The organism is Paraburkholderia sp. JPY465 (assembly GCF_050436725.1).
GTDB lineage: Bacteria > Pseudomonadota > Gammaproteobacteria > Burkholderiales > Burkholderiaceae > Paraburkholderia > Paraburkholderia youngii.
This window is the reverse complement of the sequence record NZ_JBNDMT010000006.1, coordinates 436,566-456,409: the sequence shown is the minus strand read 5'-3', so window position 1 is coordinate 456,409 and position 19,844 is coordinate 436,566. Positions and strand designations below refer to the sequence as shown.

At 65.5% G+C, this 19,844-nt stretch carries 15 protein-coding genes; 10 read left to right on the top strand and 5 right to left on the bottom strand.

The window, feature by feature from the left end:
- Nucleotides 1-79: 79 nt before the first annotated feature.
- Together QFZ94_RS35275 and QFZ94_RS35270 are read left to right on the top strand one after the other, a co-directional pair.
- The gene (locus QFZ94_RS35275; RefSeq protein WP_429463633.1) at nt 80-1,111 is read left to right on the top strand and encodes a flavodoxin family protein; all 1,032 of its coding nucleotides are present in this window, start codon (nt 80-82) and stop codon (nt 1,109-1,111) included.
- 28 nt (nt 1,112-1,139) lie between these two features.
- Nucleotides 1,140-2,426: a phosphatidylserine decarboxylase family protein gene (locus QFZ94_RS35270; RefSeq protein WP_429462725.1), complete on the top strand. Its 1,287-nt coding sequence runs from the start codon at nt 1,140-1,142 to the stop codon at nt 2,424-2,426.
- A gap of 28 nt (nt 2,427-2,454) precedes the next feature.
- Here the strand turns inward: QFZ94_RS35270 and QFZ94_RS35265 are convergent, their stop codons facing one another.
- Together QFZ94_RS35265 and QFZ94_RS35260 are read right to left on the bottom strand one after the other, a co-directional pair.
- Nucleotides 2,455-6,537, bottom strand: a complete 4,083-nt coding sequence (locus tag QFZ94_RS35265; protein ID WP_429462724.1) for a CheR family methyltransferase — start codon at nt 6,535-6,537, stop codon at nt 2,455-2,457.
- A 106-nt stretch (nt 6,538-6,643) separates the two neighbouring features.
- Nucleotides 6,644-7,633 (bottom strand): chemotaxis protein CheB, encoded by a 990-nt coding sequence (locus QFZ94_RS35260; RefSeq protein ID WP_368584225.1) that lies wholly within the window; start codon nt 7,631-7,633, stop codon nt 6,644-6,646.
- 269 nt (nt 7,634-7,902) lie between these two features.
- Between QFZ94_RS35260 and QFZ94_RS35255 the strand changes: the two genes are divergently transcribed.
- On the top strand, nt 7,903-11,025 hold the full coding sequence (locus tag QFZ94_RS35255; protein ID WP_429462723.1) for a CheR family methyltransferase: 3,123 nt from the start codon (nt 7,903-7,905) through the stop codon (nt 11,023-11,025).
- 7 nt (nt 11,026-11,032) lie between these two features.
- Here QFZ94_RS35255 and QFZ94_RS35250 read toward each other — a convergent pair whose 3' ends face one another.
- A complete protein-coding gene (locus QFZ94_RS35250; protein ID WP_429462722.1) occupies nt 11,033-12,112 on the bottom strand; it encodes a glycosyltransferase family 4 protein in 1,080 nt (359 codons plus the stop codon).
- Nucleotides 12,113-12,254: 142 nt separating this feature from the next.
- Here QFZ94_RS35250 and QFZ94_RS35245 point away from each other — a divergent pair, with 142 nt between their 5' ends.
- The 3 genes from QFZ94_RS35245 to QFZ94_RS35235 all read left to right on the top strand — a co-directional run bounded on the left by QFZ94_RS35245 (nt 12,255) and on the right by QFZ94_RS35235 (nt 13,734).
- The gene (locus QFZ94_RS35245) at nt 12,255-12,818 is read left to right on the top strand and encodes a hemerythrin domain-containing protein (RefSeq protein ID WP_429462721.1); all 564 of its coding nucleotides are present in this window, start codon (nt 12,255-12,257) and stop codon (nt 12,816-12,818) included.
- Nucleotides 12,819-12,953: 135 nt separating this feature from the next.
- A complete protein-coding gene (locus tag QFZ94_RS35240; RefSeq protein ID WP_368584221.1) occupies nt 12,954-13,226 on the top strand; it encodes a DUF6723 family protein in 273 nt (90 codons plus the stop codon).
- Nucleotides 13,227-13,467: 241 nt separating this feature from the next.
- Nucleotides 13,468-13,734, top strand: a complete 267-nt coding sequence (locus QFZ94_RS35235; protein WP_429462720.1) for a DUF2934 domain-containing protein — start codon at nt 13,468-13,470, stop codon at nt 13,732-13,734.
- A gap of 14 nt (nt 13,735-13,748) precedes the next feature.
- On the opposite strand, the gene nadE is transcribed toward QFZ94_RS35235, so the two are convergent.
- The gene (gene nadE / locus QFZ94_RS35230; RefSeq protein ID WP_429462719.1) at nt 13,749-14,609 is read right to left on the bottom strand and encodes an ammonia-dependent NAD(+) synthetase; all 861 of its coding nucleotides are present in this window, start codon (nt 14,607-14,609) and stop codon (nt 13,749-13,751) included.
- A gap of 14 nt (nt 14,610-14,623) precedes the next feature.
- Nucleotides 14,624-15,148 carry a CinA family protein gene (locus QFZ94_RS35225; RefSeq protein ID WP_368584218.1) on the bottom strand — a complete coding sequence of 175 codons (525 nt, stop codon included), beginning with the start codon at nt 15,146-15,148 and terminating at the stop codon, nt 14,624-14,626.
- A 218-nt stretch (nt 15,149-15,366) separates the two neighbouring features.
- Here QFZ94_RS35225 and QFZ94_RS35220 point away from each other — a divergent pair, with 218 nt between their 5' ends.
- The 4 genes from QFZ94_RS35220 to QFZ94_RS35205 all read left to right on the top strand — a co-directional run bounded on the left by QFZ94_RS35220 (nt 15,367) and on the right by QFZ94_RS35205 (nt 19,838).
- Nucleotides 15,367-17,466 carry a protein-L-isoaspartate(D-aspartate) O-methyltransferase gene (locus QFZ94_RS35220; protein ID WP_429462718.1) on the top strand — a complete coding sequence of 700 codons (2,100 nt, stop codon included), beginning with the start codon at nt 15,367-15,369 and terminating at the stop codon, nt 17,464-17,466.
- 68 nt (nt 17,467-17,534) lie between these two features.
- Entirely contained in the window at nt 17,535-17,855 is a 321-nt protein-coding gene (locus QFZ94_RS35215) for a hypothetical protein (RefSeq protein WP_429462717.1), read from the top strand.
- Nucleotides 17,856-17,906: 51 nt separating this feature from the next.
- Nucleotides 17,907-19,211, top strand: a complete 1,305-nt coding sequence (locus tag QFZ94_RS35210) for a cation:proton antiporter (protein WP_410850959.1) — start codon at nt 17,907-17,909, stop codon at nt 19,209-19,211.
- A 210-nt stretch (nt 19,212-19,421) separates the two neighbouring features.
- Nucleotides 19,422-19,838, top strand: a complete 417-nt coding sequence (locus tag QFZ94_RS35205; RefSeq protein ID WP_429462716.1) for an organic hydroperoxide resistance protein — start codon at nt 19,422-19,424, stop codon at nt 19,836-19,838.
- Nucleotides 19,839-19,844: the final 6 nt, after the last annotated feature.

The following is a 19,844-nucleotide window of genomic DNA, read 5'->3' as shown; positions in this document are numbered from 1 at the left end:
TTCAGCCATGAGCCCGCCTGCAAAACCGCCCGATCACATCCATACCGTCGAAGTCCGCAAAGGTCAGGTAACCGAAGCAATGTCTCGCGACGCGTTTCGCGAGCGTTTCATGGCCCGCTTCTACGACCCGGCGTTCCGCGCGGAAGACGCATCGCTCGCGCGGCTCGAAGCGATCGCGTGGGATGCTTACTCACACGGCCGCAAGGCGCCGGTCACCGAAAAGGCCGGCCCGGGATTCGCCGACCCGGACTACGACCTGTCGGTCGAATGGCGAGCGGCGAGCGAGCGCATGAAGGCGGCGCAGGCGCGACAGCGCGATCCGGCGACGCGCTCGCGCGTGCTCGTGATCAACGCGTCCTCGCGTAACGACTACACGTGCCCCGGCGAGATGTCGAAGAGCTTCCGGCTCGCGAAGATCGCGCAACAGGCGCTCGAACGCCGGACCTTCGACGTCGATTTCCTCGACCTGTCGCAGCTGAACTCCGATCGCGACTTGCATATTCACCCGTGCAAAGGCTGTGTGTCGACCGCGATGCCGCTGTGTCACTGGCCATGCAGCTGTTATCCGAACCATTCGCTCGGGCTCGTCAACGACTGGATGAACGAGATCTACGAGCGCTTTGCCGCCTGCCATGGCGTGCTGATCGTGACGCCGGTCTACTGGTATCAGGTGTCCGCGCCGCTGAAGCTGATGATGGATCGCCTTGTTTGCGCCGACGGCGGCAATCCCGATCCCACCTCGACGCACGGCAAGAAACCCGACGAAGCGAAGCGTCTCGAACTGGCCGGCTGGGACTATCCGAAACATCTGGCGGGCCGGGCCTATGGCGTCGTCGTGCATGGCGACGTCGCCGGCATCGAGGACTCGCGCAGGGCGCTCGCCGACTGGCTCGACTGGATGGGCTTCGTCGAAGCGGGCGCGAAGTCGCGGCTCGATCGCTTTATCGGCTATTACGAGCCTTACGCGACCAGCCATGAAGCGCTCGATCGCGACGAGGACATGCAGCAGGAAGTGGCCAACGTGGCCGAGGCGGTCGCGACCTGCGTGGAGCAGATCCGTGGCGGGCGCAAGGAACCGGACGACAGCCTCGGCACGCCGCGCGCCAAATGATCCCCAACTCAGACCAGAAAGGCCAAGCATGACGAACGACGAAGTGGCGAGCCCGCGCACGCAACGGCGCCGGCTCGGAGGATGGCTGCCGAGCGAGGAAGCGCATCTCGCGCGCTACCGGACCGCGCTGGCCGCGAAAGCGCGCGAACGTGCGCGCACCGCGCCACGCACGCGCGCCGTCGCGGAACTCGCGGCGCTGATCGAAGGCGATCCGGTGCTGCGCATGGATATGACGCGGGCCATCATGCAGGCACAGCAAGCGGGCTACGTGCTCGGCTATGCAACGATCGACGAGCTGATGACGGTCGTCGATTACCTGATGACGTACGCGCCGCCGTTCAGCGAATCCAATCTGATTCATTGTCCTCTGAACGCGGTGCTCGACTGGCCGATGTGCATGCCGTCCGGCTATGCGCTGTTTCGCGACCCGGCGCTCAACGCGCAACTCAAACACGTGCTGAACTGCTGGTGCGGTTTTCTGAGCGGTCCGCATTCACGCGAACATTTGAATCCGTCGTCGCCCGACGGCTGGTTCAGTGCCGAGGCCGATCAACGGATCGGCCTCGCCCAATTCGTTTGCGATCCCGAGCAACCGTATTGGGGTTTTACGTCGTGGAACGATTTCTTCACCCGGCGCTTTCGTCCCGGCATGCGGCCGGTCGAGGAGCCGGACAACGACAGGCTGATCGTCAGCGCGTGCGAGGCGACGCCGTACAACGTGCAGCACGGTGTGCAGCTGCGCGACACGTTCTGGATCAAGTCGCAGCCGTATTCGCTCGAAGACATGCTGAGCTCGCGCGAACGCGAACTGGCGCGGCGCTTCGAGGGCGGCTCGGTGTATCAGGCGTTTCTGAGCGCGTTCAACTATCACCGCTGGCATGCGCCGGTCAGTGGCGTGATCTCGCGCGCGTACGCGGCGGACGGCAGCTACTATTCGACCGCCGATAGCGAAGGCGAAGACCCGAGCGGGCTCAACGATTCGCAGGGCTACATCACGGCGCTCGCGGCGCGCGCGGTGATCGTGATCGAATGCGACGATCCGGCGGTGGGGCAGGTGGCGTGCGTGCTCGTCGGCATGGCGGACGTGTCGTCGTGCATCATCGAGGCGTTGCCGGGGCAACGCGTCCGAAAGGGCGATGAGTTGGGGTTTTTCCAGTACGGCGGATCGACCTGCTGCCTGGTGTTCGAGCCGGGCGTGATCGAGCGCTTCGTCGTCGAGCCGCCGTTCGGCGACAAGCAGCCGCCGATCAAGGTCAACGCGGCCGTTGCAAGGGTCGGGTCGCGCAACGCATCGCCGTCGCAAAGCAACGGCTAGACGCGCTGCGCGCCGCCGGGCGGCGGATTCAACTGCGCAGCCGCGCGAAAATGCTCAGCAGGTCTTCGAGAACCACCGGCTTTTTCAGGTGCGCGTCGAAGCCCGCATCTTCGGCCGCGCTGACGTCCGCCTGCTGGCCGAAGCCGCTAACCGCGATACAGATCACGGACTTCATCGCCGGCATGCTGCGCAGCTTGCCGATGAACTCCATACCGTCCATGCCCGGCATGCCGATGTCGGACAGGATGATATCGGGCGCGTTACCGTTGATGATCGTCAGCGCTTCCTCGCCGCTCGTCGCGGTGCGCACTTCGGCGCCCTCGCTTTCCAGCAGCAGCTTGAAGGTTTCGACGGTCGCGGCGTCGTCGTCGACCATCAGGATGCGCGTGCCTTTCAGCGGCTCGCCGGTGATTTCGATCCCCGCGCTCGTGCGGGTGGCGAGCCGGTGGGTAGGCAGCGTCACCGTGAAGGTTGCACCGCGGCCGATGCCTTCCGACTCCGCGCGCACCGCGCCGCCGTGCAGGTTGACCAGATCGCGCACCAACGCAAGGCCGATGCCGAGGCCCCCGCGGCGCGAGGCCGGATCGCGGCTCTGCTGGAACATCTCGAAGATATGCGGCAGCAGCGAGGCCTCGATGCCGGTGCCGGTATCGCTGACGCGCAGCACGGCCTCTGCGTGGTCATTGACCTGCAACGACACCTGGATCGAGCCGCGCTGCGTGAACTTCAGCGCATTACTGATCAGATTCCACACGATCTGCTCGATACGCGTCAGATCCGCATGAATGATCACGGGCGCATCGGTCACTTCGACGCTCAATGTGATGCCGCGCTGCGCGGCATCGTCCTGCACCGCGCTGCATACGCGCTGCACGATCTCGCGCATGTCGACCACGGTGCGCACGACCGACAGCTTGCCGGTGCGCACGCGCGAAATATCGAGCAGGTCGTCGATGATTTGCGCCTGGCCGATCACGGTGCGGCGGATCGTATCGGTCGCGCGCGACACGTTCAGGTTCTGGCGCGTTTCGGGCGCGCGCGCGATCAGTTCGGCGCTCGCTGATATCAGGTTCAGCGGATGCTTGAGCTCGTGCGAGACGACCGCCAGGAATTCGTCGCGGCGCCGCTGCGCTTCGCGCTCGCTCGCCGCGCGCAGCGTTTCGACGTGGGTGCCGCGTCCCGAGGTCGGATCGCTGGCGAACTCGCCGAGATCGCGCGTGATCTTCGCAAAGCCGCTAAGACCCGGCTCGTCGAGACGGGACAGCACACCGCTCGCGAAAAAGCGCGTGCCGTCCTTGCGCAGATGCCAGCTCTCCTCTTCGGCGCGGCCGTTCAGACGCGCTTCGGCGAACTCGCGTTGCGCAACGTTCGCGGCGCGGTCTTCGTCGGTGTACAGGATGTCGGCGGACTGGCCGATCATTTCGGCTTCGGAATAGCCGAAAATCCGTTCCGCGCCCGCGTTCCAGCTATTGATCACGCCGTTTTCGTCGAACGTGATGATCGCGTAGTCCTTGGTGCCCTCGGCGACGAGGCGCATGCGCCGTTCGCCTTCGCGCAGCCGGTCTTCCGCCTGACGCCGGCCGGTGATGTCGATGAACGACAGCACCGCGCCGTCGATGCGGTCTTCTGTCGTGCGGTAGGGCACGAAGCGCGCGAGATACCACCGCCCGTCATTGCTCTTCAGCTCGCGCTCGATCAGGCGCAGCGATTCGAATGCTTCGGCCGCGTCGTCGGCGAGCTTGTCGTATTCGAGGCGGTGGGTGATGTCGAGCAGCGAGCGCCCGATGTCCGACGGAATGATGCTGAACACGTCGGTGGCGCGCGGCGTATAGCGCTTGATGCAAATGTTGCGGTCGACGAAGATCGTGCCGATGTCGTTCGCGGCGATCAGGTTATGCAGGTCGTCGTTGATCTTGCCGGTTTCCTCGACCTTCGACTTCAGCTCCGCGTTGACCGTAGTCAGCTCTTCGTTGATCGATTGCAGCTCTTCCTTGCTGGTTTCCAGCTCCTCGGTCGCCGAGCGCAGTTCCTCGTTGATCGCCTGCAATTCCTCGTTCGACGCCTTCAGCTCCTCGGTCGAGGTCTCCGACTGCTCGATGGTGGACTGCAGCTGCTCCTTCGTGCGTTGCAGCTCGCGTTCGAGCTGGCTGATGATCGGGTCTTTCTGCACGTCGGCCGACGCCGTTTCGGCGTTGGCCATGCTGTCTTCGACCTCGTCGAACAGCACCAGCACGAAGTCCGCGTTCGCTTCCGGGTCGTGCACCGGCCGCGCGGTCATGTTGACGAAGTAAGAACGGCCATCGCGCTCGATGTGCACGCGGCGCGCTTCGACGCTGCGGTTCGTGTGCAAGGCCTGATAGATCGCGGTACGCAGTTCGAGCCGCAGTTCCGGACGCACGGCGGCCACGATGTTATGCGACGGCTCGCCGCCCGAATATTGCAGAAAACGCCCGGCGCGGTCGGACAGATGAACGATTTCGGATTCGCGGCTCACCAGCACGCTGGGCGGCGCATATTGCTCGACGAGCCGTTGATGCAGATCACCGAATGAAAAGCGCCGGCGCCCGGGCGGCTGCACGGTGGTGACGAGGGGGCGCGAGCTCATCGTGCCCGAAATCGCGATGGGCATCGGCGTGTCGCCGCGCACGGCCATGTTCGCGCGGTAGATGCGGTTGCGCTTGTCGACCACGGTGAACATCGAGCTCACGCTGTCGGCCGACTCCGAGCTGCCGAGAAACAGCACGCCGCCGGGCCGCAGCGCGAAGTGGAACATCTTCAGAATTTCGATCTGCGCTTCGCGGTCCAGATAGATCAGCAGATTGCGGCAGCAGATCATATCGAGCCGCGAGAACGGCGGGTCGCTGAGCACGTTATGGTGCGCGAACAGCATGTGTTCGCGCAGCTCTTTCTTGATCCGGAAGTGCGCGGCGTCTTTGGTGAAGAACTGGCGGATGCGCGCCGGCGTCAGGTCGGCCGAGACCGAATCCGGGTACAGGCCCACGCGCGCGAACGCAATGGCGCGCTCGTCGATATCGGTTGCGAATACCTGGAACGACACGCCCTCGGGCGACTTAAGCGAGCGCTCCTGCAGCAGCATTGCCAACGAATACGCTTCCTCGCCGGTCGCGCAGCCCACCGACCAGACGCGGATGCGGTCCTGTTCGCCGCGGTTTTCGAAGAGCGGCGGCAACACCTCGCGCTCGAGCACGTCGAACGCTTCCTTGTCGCGGAAGAAATTGGTGACGCTGATCAGCATGTCCTGCAGCAGCGCCTGCGTTTCTTCAGGGTGCAGATGCAGATAATCGCGATACGCCTGCAAATCCGTAATGCCGTTGACCTGCAGCCGGCGTTCGATACGGCGCAGAACCGTAGCCCGTTTGTAATGCCGGAAGTCGTGCGCGGTGCGGGTGCGCAGGATCACCATGATCTCGCGCAGCGCGCGCTCGGCCGACTCGTTGACCGTATCTTCCTCGGGCTCGTCCGGCTGCACGGCCGGCAGGTGGATTTCCCGCGCGGTGGACCACAGATCGAGCAGGCGCTGCGGCATCTCCGCCGCGGTCATCACGAAGTCGGCCATGCCGGTCGCGATCGCGCTGCGCGGCATGCTGTCGTATTCGGCTTCGGAAGGGTCCTGCACGAGCGTGATGCCGCCCATTTCCTTGATGCGCGACAGGCCGACCGAGCCGTCCGAGCCCGCACCCGACATCACGATGCCGATCGCGCGTTCGCGGTGCGCCTCGGCGAGCGTGCGGAAGAACAGATCGATGCTCGCGCGGCGTCCTTCTTCGGACTGCTTCTGCGTGACGCGCAGGTAGCCGTCCACCATGATCATTTCGAACGAGGGGGCGACCAGATAAACGTGGTCCGATTCGATTTGCGTGGGGCCCGTGACCTGCTGCACCGGCATGCTGGTGACCTTCTGCAGCAGCGAGGCCAGATTGCTTTCGTGGTCCGGCGACAGGTGAACGACCACGACGAAGGCCATCGACGTATGCGCGGGCAGTGCCTCGAAGAATTCCGTCAGCGCGTTAAGCCCCCCCGCCGATGCGCCGATACCGACGATCGGGTAGAGTGCCTGGCTAGGCAGAGTTTGCCCTCGCTTCTTTGACATGGCTGCGTGTCCCTTCTTGGAAAAGGATAGTGTTCAGCGGTGGATTTTTATAGGGCAACGAGCCCATTTCTTGCTCGGCCCGGATCGCTATTATCCCGCATTGCACTCATTTTTCCAGCAGCATCGACTGCAAGAGTTCGGCCGCGTGGCCCGCGCGCCGGGCGTTGTCCTCCTCGCGTTGTTGTGCGGCGGTGTCTCCTATCGCCGCGAAGTGTGCGCCGAGCTCACGGCTGAACATTTCGCGCTCGCGCAGCGCCCGCAGCGCATTGCGCAGCGACATCTCAGCATCGGTCATGCGGCCGTCGTCGAGCGATGCGGCCGAGTATGCATGGCCGGTATGGCAGCGGTAACGCAGCACGCGCGAAGCGGTGATGCGCCACAGCGTGCCGTTGCATTCGGGGCATGTAAAAGTCGACGGCGCCGCCAGTCCCTCGATCGCGTCGAACGGCGCGGTGCCGGACAGCCACGCGCGCTGTTCGAGGACGACGCGGTCGGAGGCCTCGCGTTGCGCCGGGCCGAGATTTACCGGCGGATTGGCAATGCCGCCGGTCAGTTTTACCAAACATGGGCCCAGTTGCTGAAGCGGCAGCACGTGGTCGGCGAAGGGCGTTGCGTGACGTGGCATCTCGCTCGCGAACGCGTCGTCGGGGTCCTGCACGACCGTCGTGCCGCCGCACGCCTGGATCGCTTCGAGGCCCGCGGCGCCATCGTCGAGCAGGCCGGTCAGGATCACGCCGATCGCGCGTGGTCCCATCTGCGCGGCCGCGCTGCGAAACAGCGGGTCGATCGCGGGGCGCGCGAAGTTTTCTTTCGCGCCATGCAGCAGCCGCAGCTGGCCGTCCTCCACCACGAGGTGCCGATCGGGCGGCGCCACGTAAATTCTGCCGGGCGCGTAATGTTCGCCATCCTGCGCGTGCTTGGCCGGTAGCGGGCCGGCCTGGTTCAGAAGCGTGGGCAGCATGCTGCCGTGCGCGCCGATGTGCAGCACGACGGCGATGCTGGCGGGCATATCGACGGGAAGCTGCGACGCAAGCGCACGCAGCGCGTCGACCCCTCCCGAGGACGTGCCGATTACGATGAAATCACGGTGGGTCAAGTGGACTCCGGGACGTGGAAGCAGGACTCGAAAGCGGGCCTTTCGTGTCAGTCAACTTAATGAGCAAGCGATATGCCGTCCGGGCATTTTTATTGCGCCGTCGCCGGTGAAAACGTCCTTTGCGTCGACCCCGGTCTTCAGCCTCCGCCACAAATCAGCCACGCGGGACGAAAGCGCCGCGAACCACGCACAGGCATATGATGAACATCTAGGACAGGCGTGCCGGACATGGCCGGCACGATACGACGTTCCTGCGCAAGCTCACACTCATGGCGACTCCGATTCAAGCTTCCGCGCCAGCGGAAAGCTGCCACGTCGTTGGCATTGGCGCATCCGCCGGCGGCATCGAGGCGATGCATTGCCTGCTTCAGGCTTTGCCCGCCGAACCTGCGCTTGCGCTCGTCGTCGTGCAACACCAGCTGCCGGGTGGATCGAACGAGCTCGTGAATCTGGTCAGCAAGTGGACGTTGCTGCCGGTCCGTGCCGCGAACAACGGCGAGCGTCCCGAGCCGAACCACGTGTACGTCGCGGGTTCCGACGACGTACTGACTCTCGAAGGCGGCCTCTTTCGCACGCGGCCGGTCGACGGCGGCAGCCGCCGCCCCGGCATCGACACCATCGACGCATTCCTTGAAAGCCTCGCGCAAGATCGCGGCTCCCATGCGCTCGCCGCGATCCTGTGCGGCACCGGCACCGATGGCGCGGCCGGCGCGATCTGCGTGAAGCGTGCCGGCGGCGTGGTGCTCGTGCAGGACCCGGTCACCACGATGAACGACAGCATGCCGAGAGCGGTGATTTCGCGCGGCGCCGCCGACTATATCCTGCCGGTCGGCGAGATCGCGAAACAGCTGCTGCGCTGCGCGTCACCCGCCTATGTGCGGCCGGCCAATGAAGTCGCGTGGACCGGCGAGATTACGCGAACGCTCGATGAGATCGTCGGGATGATCCGCAAGCAGGCGGGCTTCGATCTGGGTGGTTACAAGGCGACCCCGCTGCTATGGCGCATCCAGCAGCGCATGGATCTACGGCGCGCCGAATCGTTCGGCGACTACGAGTCGCTGTTGCGCGACGACCCGGCCGAGCTCGAAGCGCTGATCCGCGGCATTCCGATTCACGTGACCGAGTTCTTCCGCGATGCGCCCGCCTGGGACGTGCTGCGGCATGAGGTCATCGAGCCGATGCTGAGCGAGCGCCGCGCGGGCGATGTCGTGCGGGCCTGGACACCAGCCTGCGCGACCGGCGAAGAAGCGTATTCGGTCGCGATGCTTCTGCAAGAGCATGCTGAAAACACCGGCCGTCCGTTCGATTTCCAGGTGTTCGCGACCGATGCGTCGCCGGAAATCGTCGCGCGAGCGAGCCGCGGCGCGTTTTCGGGCGACGCGCTGAAGAACGTCTCCACGGCACGTCAACAGAAGTTCTTCTATTCCACCGACGGCAACTGGCGCGTCAAACGCCACCTGCGCGAAAAGATGGTATTCGCGCCGCAGGACCTGCTGCTCGATCCGCCGTTCAAGAACCTCGATCTGGTCACTTGTCGCAACCTGCTGATTTATCTCGACCCCGAAGCGGTCAAGCGCGTCGTGTTCCTGCTGCACAGTTCGCTGAAGGTGGGCGGCTATCTGTTTCTCGGCAAGGGCGAGCCGCTGTTGTCGCGGCAAGGCGGCTTCAACGTCGTGTCGAGCCGCTGGCATATTTACCGCAAGACAGGCCCGGCGAGCGACGTCGAGGTCCGCTTCCCGTTGCGTGTCGCGACAAGCTTGCGCGCGAGCGCCGTGCCATTCATCGGTCATTCGAGCGCGCATTCGCAGCGGGATTTCCCGTCGGTGCTGATCGACGACGAATTCCGCGTGCTGCGTGTGTATGGCGATACGGAAAAATTCCTGCGCGTCCCAGCCGGCCAGCCAACCGACAATCTGCTCGAACTGACGCAGCGCGAACTGGCGTCGAGCCTGAAGGCGGCCGCGAAGATGGCGCTCGAAGACGGTCAGCCGACGATCGTCAACGGCCTGCGTGACGAAGGGAACATCACGCACGCGTTCCAGATCCGGCTGACACCGATTCGAGGCGCACAAAACGGCGCCGCGCCGCGGCTGCTCGCAGCGTTCATTTCCCGCGCGCGCGAGATTCGGCCCGGTGCCACCGAACCCGTTGCGCTGCCGAGCCACGCTGCGGATGTCGCGGCTTCCAGCGAGTGGAGCGAAGCGATCCGCATCTCGCGCGAGGAACTGGAGGCGTCGCGCGAAGAGTTGCAGGTGCTCAACGAGGAACTGAAAGCCGCGAACGAGCAGCTCAATCTCGTCAACGACGATCTGAACCAGGCCAATGCGCGGCTCACCGGCAAGATTGCGGAACTGGAGATGCAAAGCGGCGTGCTGAGCGCCGGCGCAGTGATGGCGATGTTTCTCGACGAGACGCTGCGTGTGCGCTGGTTCACGCCTTCGATCTGCGAGATATTTCCGCTGAAAACGGGCGACGTCGGTCGCGGCATCGCCGATATTTCGCCGAAGGTCGACGACGTGAATTTCCTGCGCGACGTGCTCGCGGTGATGCAGAGCGGGACACCGCGCGAAGCCGAGGTGCGCAATGCCTGCGGCGGATGGTTCCTGCGGCGCATTCGCCCGTTTCTGTCGCAGACCGGCACGAGCGGCGTGGCCGTCACGGTAACCGACATCTCGGACCTGAAGCACGCGGAAAGAGTGCTGCGCGAAAGCGCGATGCACGATTTCATGGTGCGCTTCGCCAACGCGCTGCGCGGGCTGTCCGGATACCGCAATACCCGCTCGACGGCGATCCGGATGCTGCGTCAGCAGTTCGGCGCCGCGCGCGTCAACTACTCGGAAGCGCGTGGCCCCGACGAACTCGAAATCGTCGCGACCGACGCGCTCGCAGGCACGGCCGATATGCTGGGCCGCCGCTGCGCGATCAACGACGCCGGGCCTGCGCTCACCGCGGCGCTGTTCACCGGCCGCAGCGGCTGGAGCAACGACGTGATGGCCGATCCCGCCGCAAGCGCGGCCGAGCGGCGCGCGTGCCACGCGCTCGGCATCGGCGCGTGGGCCAACATGTCGTTCGTGCAGTCGGGCCGCGTGCTCGGCGCGCTGACGATGCACTTCGACACCGCGCACACGTGGGCGCCCGAGGAACTGATGTTTCTCGAACTGATGGCCGAGCGTACTTGGGCGGTGGTCGGACGTGCGCGCGCAGAGGAAGACCTGCGCGCGCGCAACGAGGAACTCGAGCGGTTCAACAAGGTGGCGATCGGCCGCGAACTGCGCATGATCGATCTGAAGAACGAGGTTAACGAATTGCGCCGGCAACTCGGCCAATCGCGTCGCTATGCGACGGAGTCCGACGATCATGACGATCGCACCGAGGCGCCCGAACGCACCTGAATCGCGATTACACCGGCGCGGGCTGACTGCCCGTCGCGCGCGGGTGGTCTCGGGTGTCGCGTGCGAGCAGCGCGTCGTAGATCGTCAGGTAGTCGTCGGTCATGCGCGCGGCCGTGAAGCGGCGCTCGAACGAGCGGCGGCACGCGTCGCGCTCGATGCTGTCGATGCGCGCAACCGCTTGCACCGCCGCGTCCACGTTATCGACGATCAGGCCGCTCACGCCGTCTTCGATCAACTCCGGCACCGCGCCGCGGCGAAACGCGATCACCGGCGTACCGCACGCCATCGCCTCGATCATCACCATGCCGAACGGCTCGTCCCATTCGATCGGCAGCAGCAACGCGCGTGCGTTCTCGATCAACCGCCGGCGCGCGAGGCCGCCGACTTCGCCGAGGTATTCGGTGAACGCTGTCGAGCGCCGCAACAGCGGATCGATGCGCTCGCGGAAATAGTCGCGCTCGCCGGAATGGATCTTCGCGGCGATCTTCAACGGCAAGCCGCTGCGCCGGGCAATTTCGATCGCGAGATCGGGACGTTTCTCCGGCATCATGCGGCCGAGAAATAGCAGATATGAACCGGCTATCGGTTGAAACGAGAACTCGTCGAGCGGCAAGCCGTGATGTACCGTGCCCTGCCAGTTCGCCCACGGCACCGGCCGGCGCTGACTCGCGGAAATCGACACCACCGGCACGCCGCCGAATTCGCGGAACAGAGGCCCATGATCGTGCAGCAGCAGACGGCCGTGCAGCGTCGTCAGCGTCCGGCACGGCAAGCGCTCGGCCCACGCGAAATGCAATGGCTCGCCGTGAAAATGAACGACGTCAAATTGATCCGCGTCGCGGATCACGCGCGCGAATTGCCTGACGTGATGCGTTTGCGTGTCCCACACGTTCGCGTCGCGCCAAAGACCGCGCGGACAGATCGGCACGAGCCGCGCGGCGCTCGTCGAATCGGCGCTCGCATAGAGCGTCACGTCGTGGCCGCGGGCGACCAGTTCTTCAGTCAGATACGACACGACGCGTTCGGTCGCGCCGTATGCGAACGGGGGCACGCTTTCGTAAAGCGGAGCGATCTGGGCGATTCTCATCGGGCGTTGAAAAGAGGATAGGGAGGTTGGCTCGCAACACGCCGCGCCGGACCACCAGCAGCAATCGCCGTACCGCCGCGCGACTGGTGATGCGGTATGGCGTTTGCTCGATGCGGGCACTTGACCGATCAAAGGAGCCGCCATGAACGACCGCGCAACGCAATCCGCTTCTAAGGACACGAAACCCACCGCTGCACGCGAAACCGCCAGCACCCCCAACGCGCTCGCGCTGCTCGAAGCCGATCACCGCGCCGTCGAAAAGCTGTTCGATGCGTTCGGCAAATCGCGCGGTGACGAGCGCGACGCGCTCGAAGCCAAAGCCGCGCTGGCGCAGCGTGCATGCGAAGAGCTGACGATGCATACGATCATCGAGGAAGAGCTGTTGTATCCGGCCGCGCAGCAAGCACTGCCCGACGACGACAAGCTCGATGTCGATGAAGCCTATGTCGAGCATTTTCTGGTGAAGACGCTAATCGCGAAGTTCACGACGCTGAAGCCGGGCGACAAAGGCTTCGACGCGACGTTCAAGGTCATGGCCGAACTGGTGCGGCATCACGTCGAGGAAGAGGAAGGCGAGCTCTTTCCGGCCTTGCGTCGCACCGGCTGCGATCTCGCGGCGCTCGGTAAGAAGATCGCGGCGCGCAAGGAAGCGCTGCAAGCGAGGCTGGATCAGGCGGGCAGTCGTGCAGTTGGCGACAAGACCTGATTGGAGCCTTTAAGCGTCGCTGCGACAGTCGTGTTCACAAGTCGACGCTTACGGACGAACGCACCCGTTTGCATGTCCATTAACATCGATTTCAGGAGGGCATAACTGGATCGCCTGATGCAGGCAGGGAGAGCCATGTCAAGGAGAAAGCTGAAACTCACGCAGTATCCGGCGGCAGGAGTCGCCTCGCGCGACGACTTTTCGATCTACGTCACCGCTCGACGCAGCGCCGATGGACGATTCTATGCCGATCTGCTGGTGAGCCGTAAAGTGGATGGCCGCCGTCTTTTCCCGTTCGATGGCGCCCCCGAAGTCGGTCCGTTCAACAGCATCGAGGAAGCGCGGCTCGCCGCCGAGGAGTACGGCGCGCGGATCGTCGCGGCCGACCTTGCCTGTCCCGAGGCGTGAGCGCGCGGCCCGGGTAGCGCGCGGCGCTCCGCCGCGCTGACGACGGCATCCCCATCAAACGCATGTCCCGGTTTACGACCGGCACACGGTGGAGTTGTGCGCCCGCCGCTCTCCTGCGCTGGTGCCATCGATCCAACGCGCCGCGCGGAACAACCCTTGCTCGCTTGTCGCTCGCCGTCATTCGGACCCGGCGCGCGTGGCGCCGTGCCGCGGCATCGCTCACGTTCACGGAGAGACACATATGGACAAGGAACTCGAAGCCCGCATCCGCACGCGGGCGTACCAGATCTGGGAAAACGATCCGTCGCCGGAAGGGCGCGCCGACGACCATTGGGAGGAAGCGCGCCGGCAGATCGAGGCGGAAGGCGCTGGCGCGCCGCAGGAGCCGACCGATCAGTCCGCCGATCGCGATCGGGGCTCGCGCATCGCGCCGGAAGAGCAACTGCAGGAAACGCCGGGCGACGACATCGAAGCGCCGAAGCGCGCCAAACGCCCGCGCGCCGGATAAGCGGGCGCCGCGCTCTACGCCGACACCGACGATCGCGCCGGCGCCACCGGCAGCGCGCGTTTGTGGCGCGTCGCCATGTAAAAGCGGCGAATCGTCGTCAATACTTCGTCGCTGACCGGCTTGCCTTCGAGGAAGTCGTCGATGTCCTGGTAGCTGATGCCGTAGCTGTCCTCGTCCGGTTTCTGCGGCGTCAGCGATTCGAGGTCCGCGGTCGGCACCTTGTCGACGAGCCGCTCCGATGCGCCGAGCGCATGCGCGAGTGCGCGCACGCGGCGCTTCGTCAGACCTGCCAGCGGCAGGATATCGGCGCCGCCGTCGCCGAACTTCGTGAAGAAGCCCATCAGCGATTCGGCCGCGTGGTCGGTGCCGATCACCACGCCGACCCGCGCGCCCGCAATCGCGTATTGCGCGACCATACGTTGCCGCGCCTTGATGTTGCCGAGCACGAAGTCTTCATGAAAGTCGTCGACGTACTGCACGTTGCCTCGCTTGAGCGAAGACAGCATCGCGTCGGCGGCCTCCTTGATGTTGACCGTCAGCGTTTCGTCGGGGCGGATGAACGCGAGGGCGGCCGCGGCGTCTTCTTCGTCGCGTTGGCTGCCGTACGGTAGACGCACCGCGACGAAGTGTGCTTCGTAGCCGGTGGCACGCAGACGTTCGACGGCAAGCTGCGCGAGGCGTCCGGCAGTCGACGAATCGACGCCGCCGCTGATGCCAAGCACATAGGTATGCAAGCCTTGCGACGCCAGGTAGTCACTCAGGAACGCAACACGCCGCTCGCGCTCGCGGGCCACGTCGAAATCGCGCTCGACGCCGAGTTCGTCGATCACTGCCTGCTGCCACGCGCCGGTGTCGAAGGAAGGGTGCAGATTCATCGTTCGGTCTCTCTTCAGTGGTCCCGCTCGATGCGCGGAAGTTGATCGAAGTAATGCTCGACGCGCGACAACGCATACAGCGCGGCGGACGAACGCACGTCGTTGCGGTCGCCCGAAAAGCGCCGCGTCTCGGCGAACGTGACGAACCGATCGCCGGGCCGTCGGAACGACCATGCGAAGCATTGCGTGCCTGGTGGCGGGCCGTCAGCGGAGCTGCCATGCGCGCCGCCATCGGCAAGCCCCGTGTTCGATACCGCGATGTCGGCGCAGCAGCCTTCCTGACTTAGCGCACCTTCGGCCATTTCGCGCGCGACCGCTTCGCTGGTGAGCCCGTATTGCTTCATCGTGCTTTCCCGCACGCCGAGAAAGCCTGCTTTGCCTGATGGCGAGTAGCTGACGAAGCCGACGTCGAGACACGCGCCGCTACCCGGCACGCTGGCTAGATAAGACGCGATCTGGCCGCCGGTGCAGGATTCGGCGGTGGCGAGCTTCAGACCTCGCGAGCTGAGGAAAGACACGACTTGCATGGGAATGTTCATAATTTGAGCCTTTGTTGTGCGACGGATTCGGACCGGCGTTTCGTTGGTGCAAAAGCTCAGCAAGGATCGGTCCGCGCGCGCTTCACGTTTCGCGCATCGCCATCGGTTCAAGCCGGCGGTATGCTCATTGCTGAAGCGTGGAAGAGCAGCGGACCCGCGCGTGGCCCCGCCGCGATGCGGGGGGGCGCGCAGCGCTGCGCATTCGCGAGGAGGCGGCGATGGGCGATTTCGACGAAGCGCGCGCATGGATGGTCGAGCGGCAAATCGTGCAACGCGGCGTGCGCGACGACTTCGTGATCGAGGCGATGCGGCGCGTGCCACGCGAAGCGTTCGTGCCGTCCGATCTGCGCGAATTCGCGTATGACGATACGCCGCTGCCGATCGGCGGCGAACAGTCGATCTCGCAGCCGTACATCGTCGCGAAGATGCTTGCGGCCGCCGAATTGCAGCCCGGCGACCGTGTGCTCGACATCGGTACGGGCTCCGGCTATGCGGCCGCGATCGCCGCGGAGATCGCGGGCCGGGTGGATTCCATCGAGCGCGACGCGAGCCTCGCCGAGCGCGCGCGCGAGCGCTTGCAGCGGCTCGGCTACGAGAACGTCGAAGTGCATGTCGGCGACGGCACCGCGGGTCTTGCCGCGCATGCGCCGTATAACGCGATCATCGCGGCGGCAGGCGGGCCGCGTGTGCCGCAGGCGCTGCGCGTGCAGCTCGCGGTCGGCGGACGGCTCGTGATGCCGGTCGGCAGCAGTCCGAGCCGTCAGCGGCTCGTGAAGATCGTGCGGCGTGACGAACACGATTACGACGAACATGCGTTCGCGGACGTGCGCTTCGTGCCGCTCGTCGGCGACGACGGCTGGCCGGCGCCAGGCGGCGTGGCGCATGCGGATTCGCGGCCCACGCCTACGCCGCTCGAACCTGAGCCGGTCGCGCCTGAGCGGGCCACGCCTAAGCCGGCCGCACCTCAGCCGGTCGCGCCTAAGCCGGCCGCGCCTAAGCCGGCCGCGCCTAAGCCGGCCGCGCTCGAACTCGCGCTTCGCGACGCGGCCGAACCGTTACCCGACATCGATTCCGCGGAATTCGCGGCGTTTTTCGACCGCTTCGCCGGGCGACGCGTCGTGCTGCTCGGCGAGGCCAGTCACGGCACGTCGGAGTTCTATCGCGCGCGGGCGGCGATCACGCGACACCTCGTCGAGCGGCACGGCTTTTCGATGATCGCGGTCGAGGCCGACTGGCCCGATGCCGCGATCATCGACCGGCATGTGCGCGACAGGCCGATGCCCGGCGAACGGTCTCGACCGTTTCGCCGCTTTCCGACCTGGATGTGGCGCAACACCGATTTCATGAGCTTCGTCGCGTGGCTGCGCTCGCACAATGCCCTGCATCGCGACAGCGAGACGCGCTTTTACGGGCTGGATATTTACAGCCTGTCGGAATCGATCGACGCGGTGCTGCGCTATCTGGACAGCGTCGACCCGGCCGCGGCGCGCATCGCGCGCGAGCGTTATGGGTGCCTCAGTCCGTGGCAGAAAGATCCCACCGTGTACGGGCGCGCCGCATTGAGCGGCGGCTACGCGCAGTGCGAAGAGCACGTGATCGCCCAGCTCGGCGATCTGCTGAAAAGCCGGCTCGACTATGCGCGGGAAGACGGCGAACGCTTCCTCGACGCGGCGCAGAACGCGCGGCTCGTGGCGGTCGCCGAACACTACTATCGCGCGATGTATTACGGCGGACCGCAAAGCTGGAATTTGCGCGACACGCATATGTTCGACACGCTGCGGCATGCGCTCGACAGTCGCGGCCCGCAGGCGCGTGTGGTCGTGTGGGCGCACAACTCGCATATCGGCGACGCGAGCGCCACGCAGATGGGCCGCGTGCAGGACGAGATCAATCTGGGCCAGCTGTGCCGCGCGCAGTTCGGCGACGCGGCGGCGCTGATCGGCTTCGGCACGCACAGCGGCACGGTCGCCGCGGCCAGCGACTGGGGAGGACCGATGGAAGTGAAGAACGTGCGGCCATCGCTCGATGGCAGCGTCGAATTCAGCATGCACGCCACGGGCCTCGCGCGCTTTCTGCTCGACCTGCGGCCCGGCGTGCACGACGCGCTGTGCGAACGGCTGCGCGCGCCGCTGCTGGAGCGCTTCATCGGCGTCATTTATCGTCCGGAGACCGAGCGGTATAGCCACTACGCGGAAGCGTCGCTGGCCGGGCAGTTCGATGCGTTCGTGTGGTTCGATCGCACCAGCGCGGTGACCGCGCTGCCCGTTTCCGCCGATGAAAAATGCCACGCGTCGGAGACGTTTCCATTCGGTGTGTGAGCGAGGAACGCGGCTTGCAACGGTTCGGACAGTGCATATCCAGACTGTCAGAACCGGGGGAGCCGCTCATGGAGAAGGTCATTCAGCGCTTTGCCGTCGCCGCGATGTTCAGTGTTGCGAGTGACTTCGTCTGCGCGCAAGCGATCGAGTGGGCCGGGACTCAGCCGGCCGTCGCCGCGCGAGCGTTGCTATTCGCGCAGGCCGACAAAGACGCGGGCACCGAAGGCGGGGCGGGCGCGGCAGCCCAGTCGGGCACGCCACCCGGCGAATTGAGCCGCGACCAGACGAACCGCGAGCAGGCGGGGCGCGCGAACCAGGCGGCGGCTCAGCACGGCCAGCGCAGTCAGCAGGGCGCGAGCGCGCCCCACGGTGCCAGCAGCGCGCGCTAGCGGCGACGCGGCCCGGCTGCCGCCGTCGCCGCCCGTGCTCGCGATTCCGCCATGAGAGACGAACCGGTCTGGTTCCTGCTGATCGGCGCACTGCTCACGTTCATGGCGGTTGCGCGCGGGCCGATCCGCCGCTTGCCGCTGACCGGCGCAATGATCTATCTGCTGGTCGGCGCGGCGGTCGGGCCGGCCGTGTTCGGGCTCGTCGGTGTCGATTTACTCCGCAATACCGTGCTGCTCGCGACGCTCGCCGAAGTCGGGCTCGTCGTGTCGCTGTTCTCGATCGGCATGCATCTGCGCGTGCGGCTGCGCAATCCGTTGTGGTGGTTGCCGCTGCGGCTCGGCGGGCCCGCGATGATCGTCACCGTTGCCTTGATGTTCGGCTTTACCGCTTTGCTGACCGGACGCGCGGACGGCGCGGCGTTGTTCCTCGCGGCAGCGCTCGCACCGACCGACCCGGTGCTCGCCAACGAACTGCGCGTGACGCAGGCCGGCGACGACGAACCCGTGCGCTTCGCTTTGTCGGGTGAGGGCGGCCTCAACGACGGCGCCGCCTATCCGTTTGCGGTGCTGGGTCTGACGCTTGCCGGCGCGAGCCTGTTCGGCTCCGGCAGCGGCGTGCATTTCGCCGGCTCGGTGCTGTGGGGGATCGTCAGCGCGCTCGTGGTCGGCTGCGTATTCGCGATCGTGTTCGCGCGCGCGATCTTCTTTCTGCGCACCCGCTACGGCGAAGCGATCGGTCTCGACGGCTTTCTCGCGCTAGGGCTGATGGCGACGTCATACGGCGCGGCGCTGCTGGTGCACGCGTATGCGTTCGTCGCGGTATTCGTGGCGGGCGTCGCCGTGCGTCACGAGGAATTGCGCTCGACCGGCGACAAGAATCCGTCCGAAGTGCTCGACGAGGTGCAGCACGGCGAACAGGCCGATGTCGCGAAAGATCCGGAAAAGGCGCATGCGATCCTCGCCGAATCGATGATGGGCTTCACGCGCGAAATGGAGCGGCTCGCGGAGTTGTCGCTGATGCTGATCATCGGCTGCGTCGTGTCCGCGCATTGGCGCGAGATGCTCGACGTGCGCGCCGTGTTGCCCGCGGTGTTTCTGTTTTTCGTCGCGCGGCCGCTGTCCGTCGTCGTCGCGATGATCGGTGCGCGCATCGACAGCAGCCAGCGGTATCTGATGGCATGGATGGGCATCCGCGGAGTCGGCGCGTTTTACTACCTGATGTTCGGCCTCGAATATGCGCGCGGCGCGATGACGCCGCTGCTGCCCGCGGTGCTCGATGCGATCGTGTTGTCGGTGCTGTTGCATGGCTCGACCGCCAACTATCTGCTGCGGCGGTATTTCGACCGGCGTCGCTGAACGAAGCGACGGGCGCGATGGCGTGCGCTAGTTGCCGCGCGCCGCTCCTTGTATCGCAATGTATCTGCGCGGACCACGGATACGTGCGCACACCAAACCCGCTGATCCAGACACACGCGCGATACGTCGGAGCGTTCAAATACGTCCAACGCAAGTTCGAGCCCGGATTTGCAGATCTCAACAACACTGGATCAACAGGAGTAAGCCACCATGACCCGCATCGAAAACGTGCTGTACACCGGTAAAACCCACACGACCGGCGGCCGCGAAGGCGCCGCGCGCAGCTCGGACGGCCGTCTCGACATCAAGCTGTCATCGCCCGGCACCGCGGGCGTTGGAACGAACCCCGAGCAGTTGCTGGCCGCCGGCTGGTCGGCGTGTTACATCGGCGCGCTCGGTTTGGCGGCGCGCGCGCTGCACCTTTCGTTGCCTGCCGATACGAGCGTCGATACGGAAATCGATCTCGGCACCACCGATGGCGCCTATTTCCTTCAGGCGCGTCTGTTCGTCAGTATTCCCGGTGTCGAGCGTGACGTGGCGCGCGCGTTGATCGAGCGCGCGCATCAGACCTGCCCGTATTCGAAGGCGTTGCGCGGTAACGTGGATGTGCAGACTACGCTCGTTTGAGAGTTA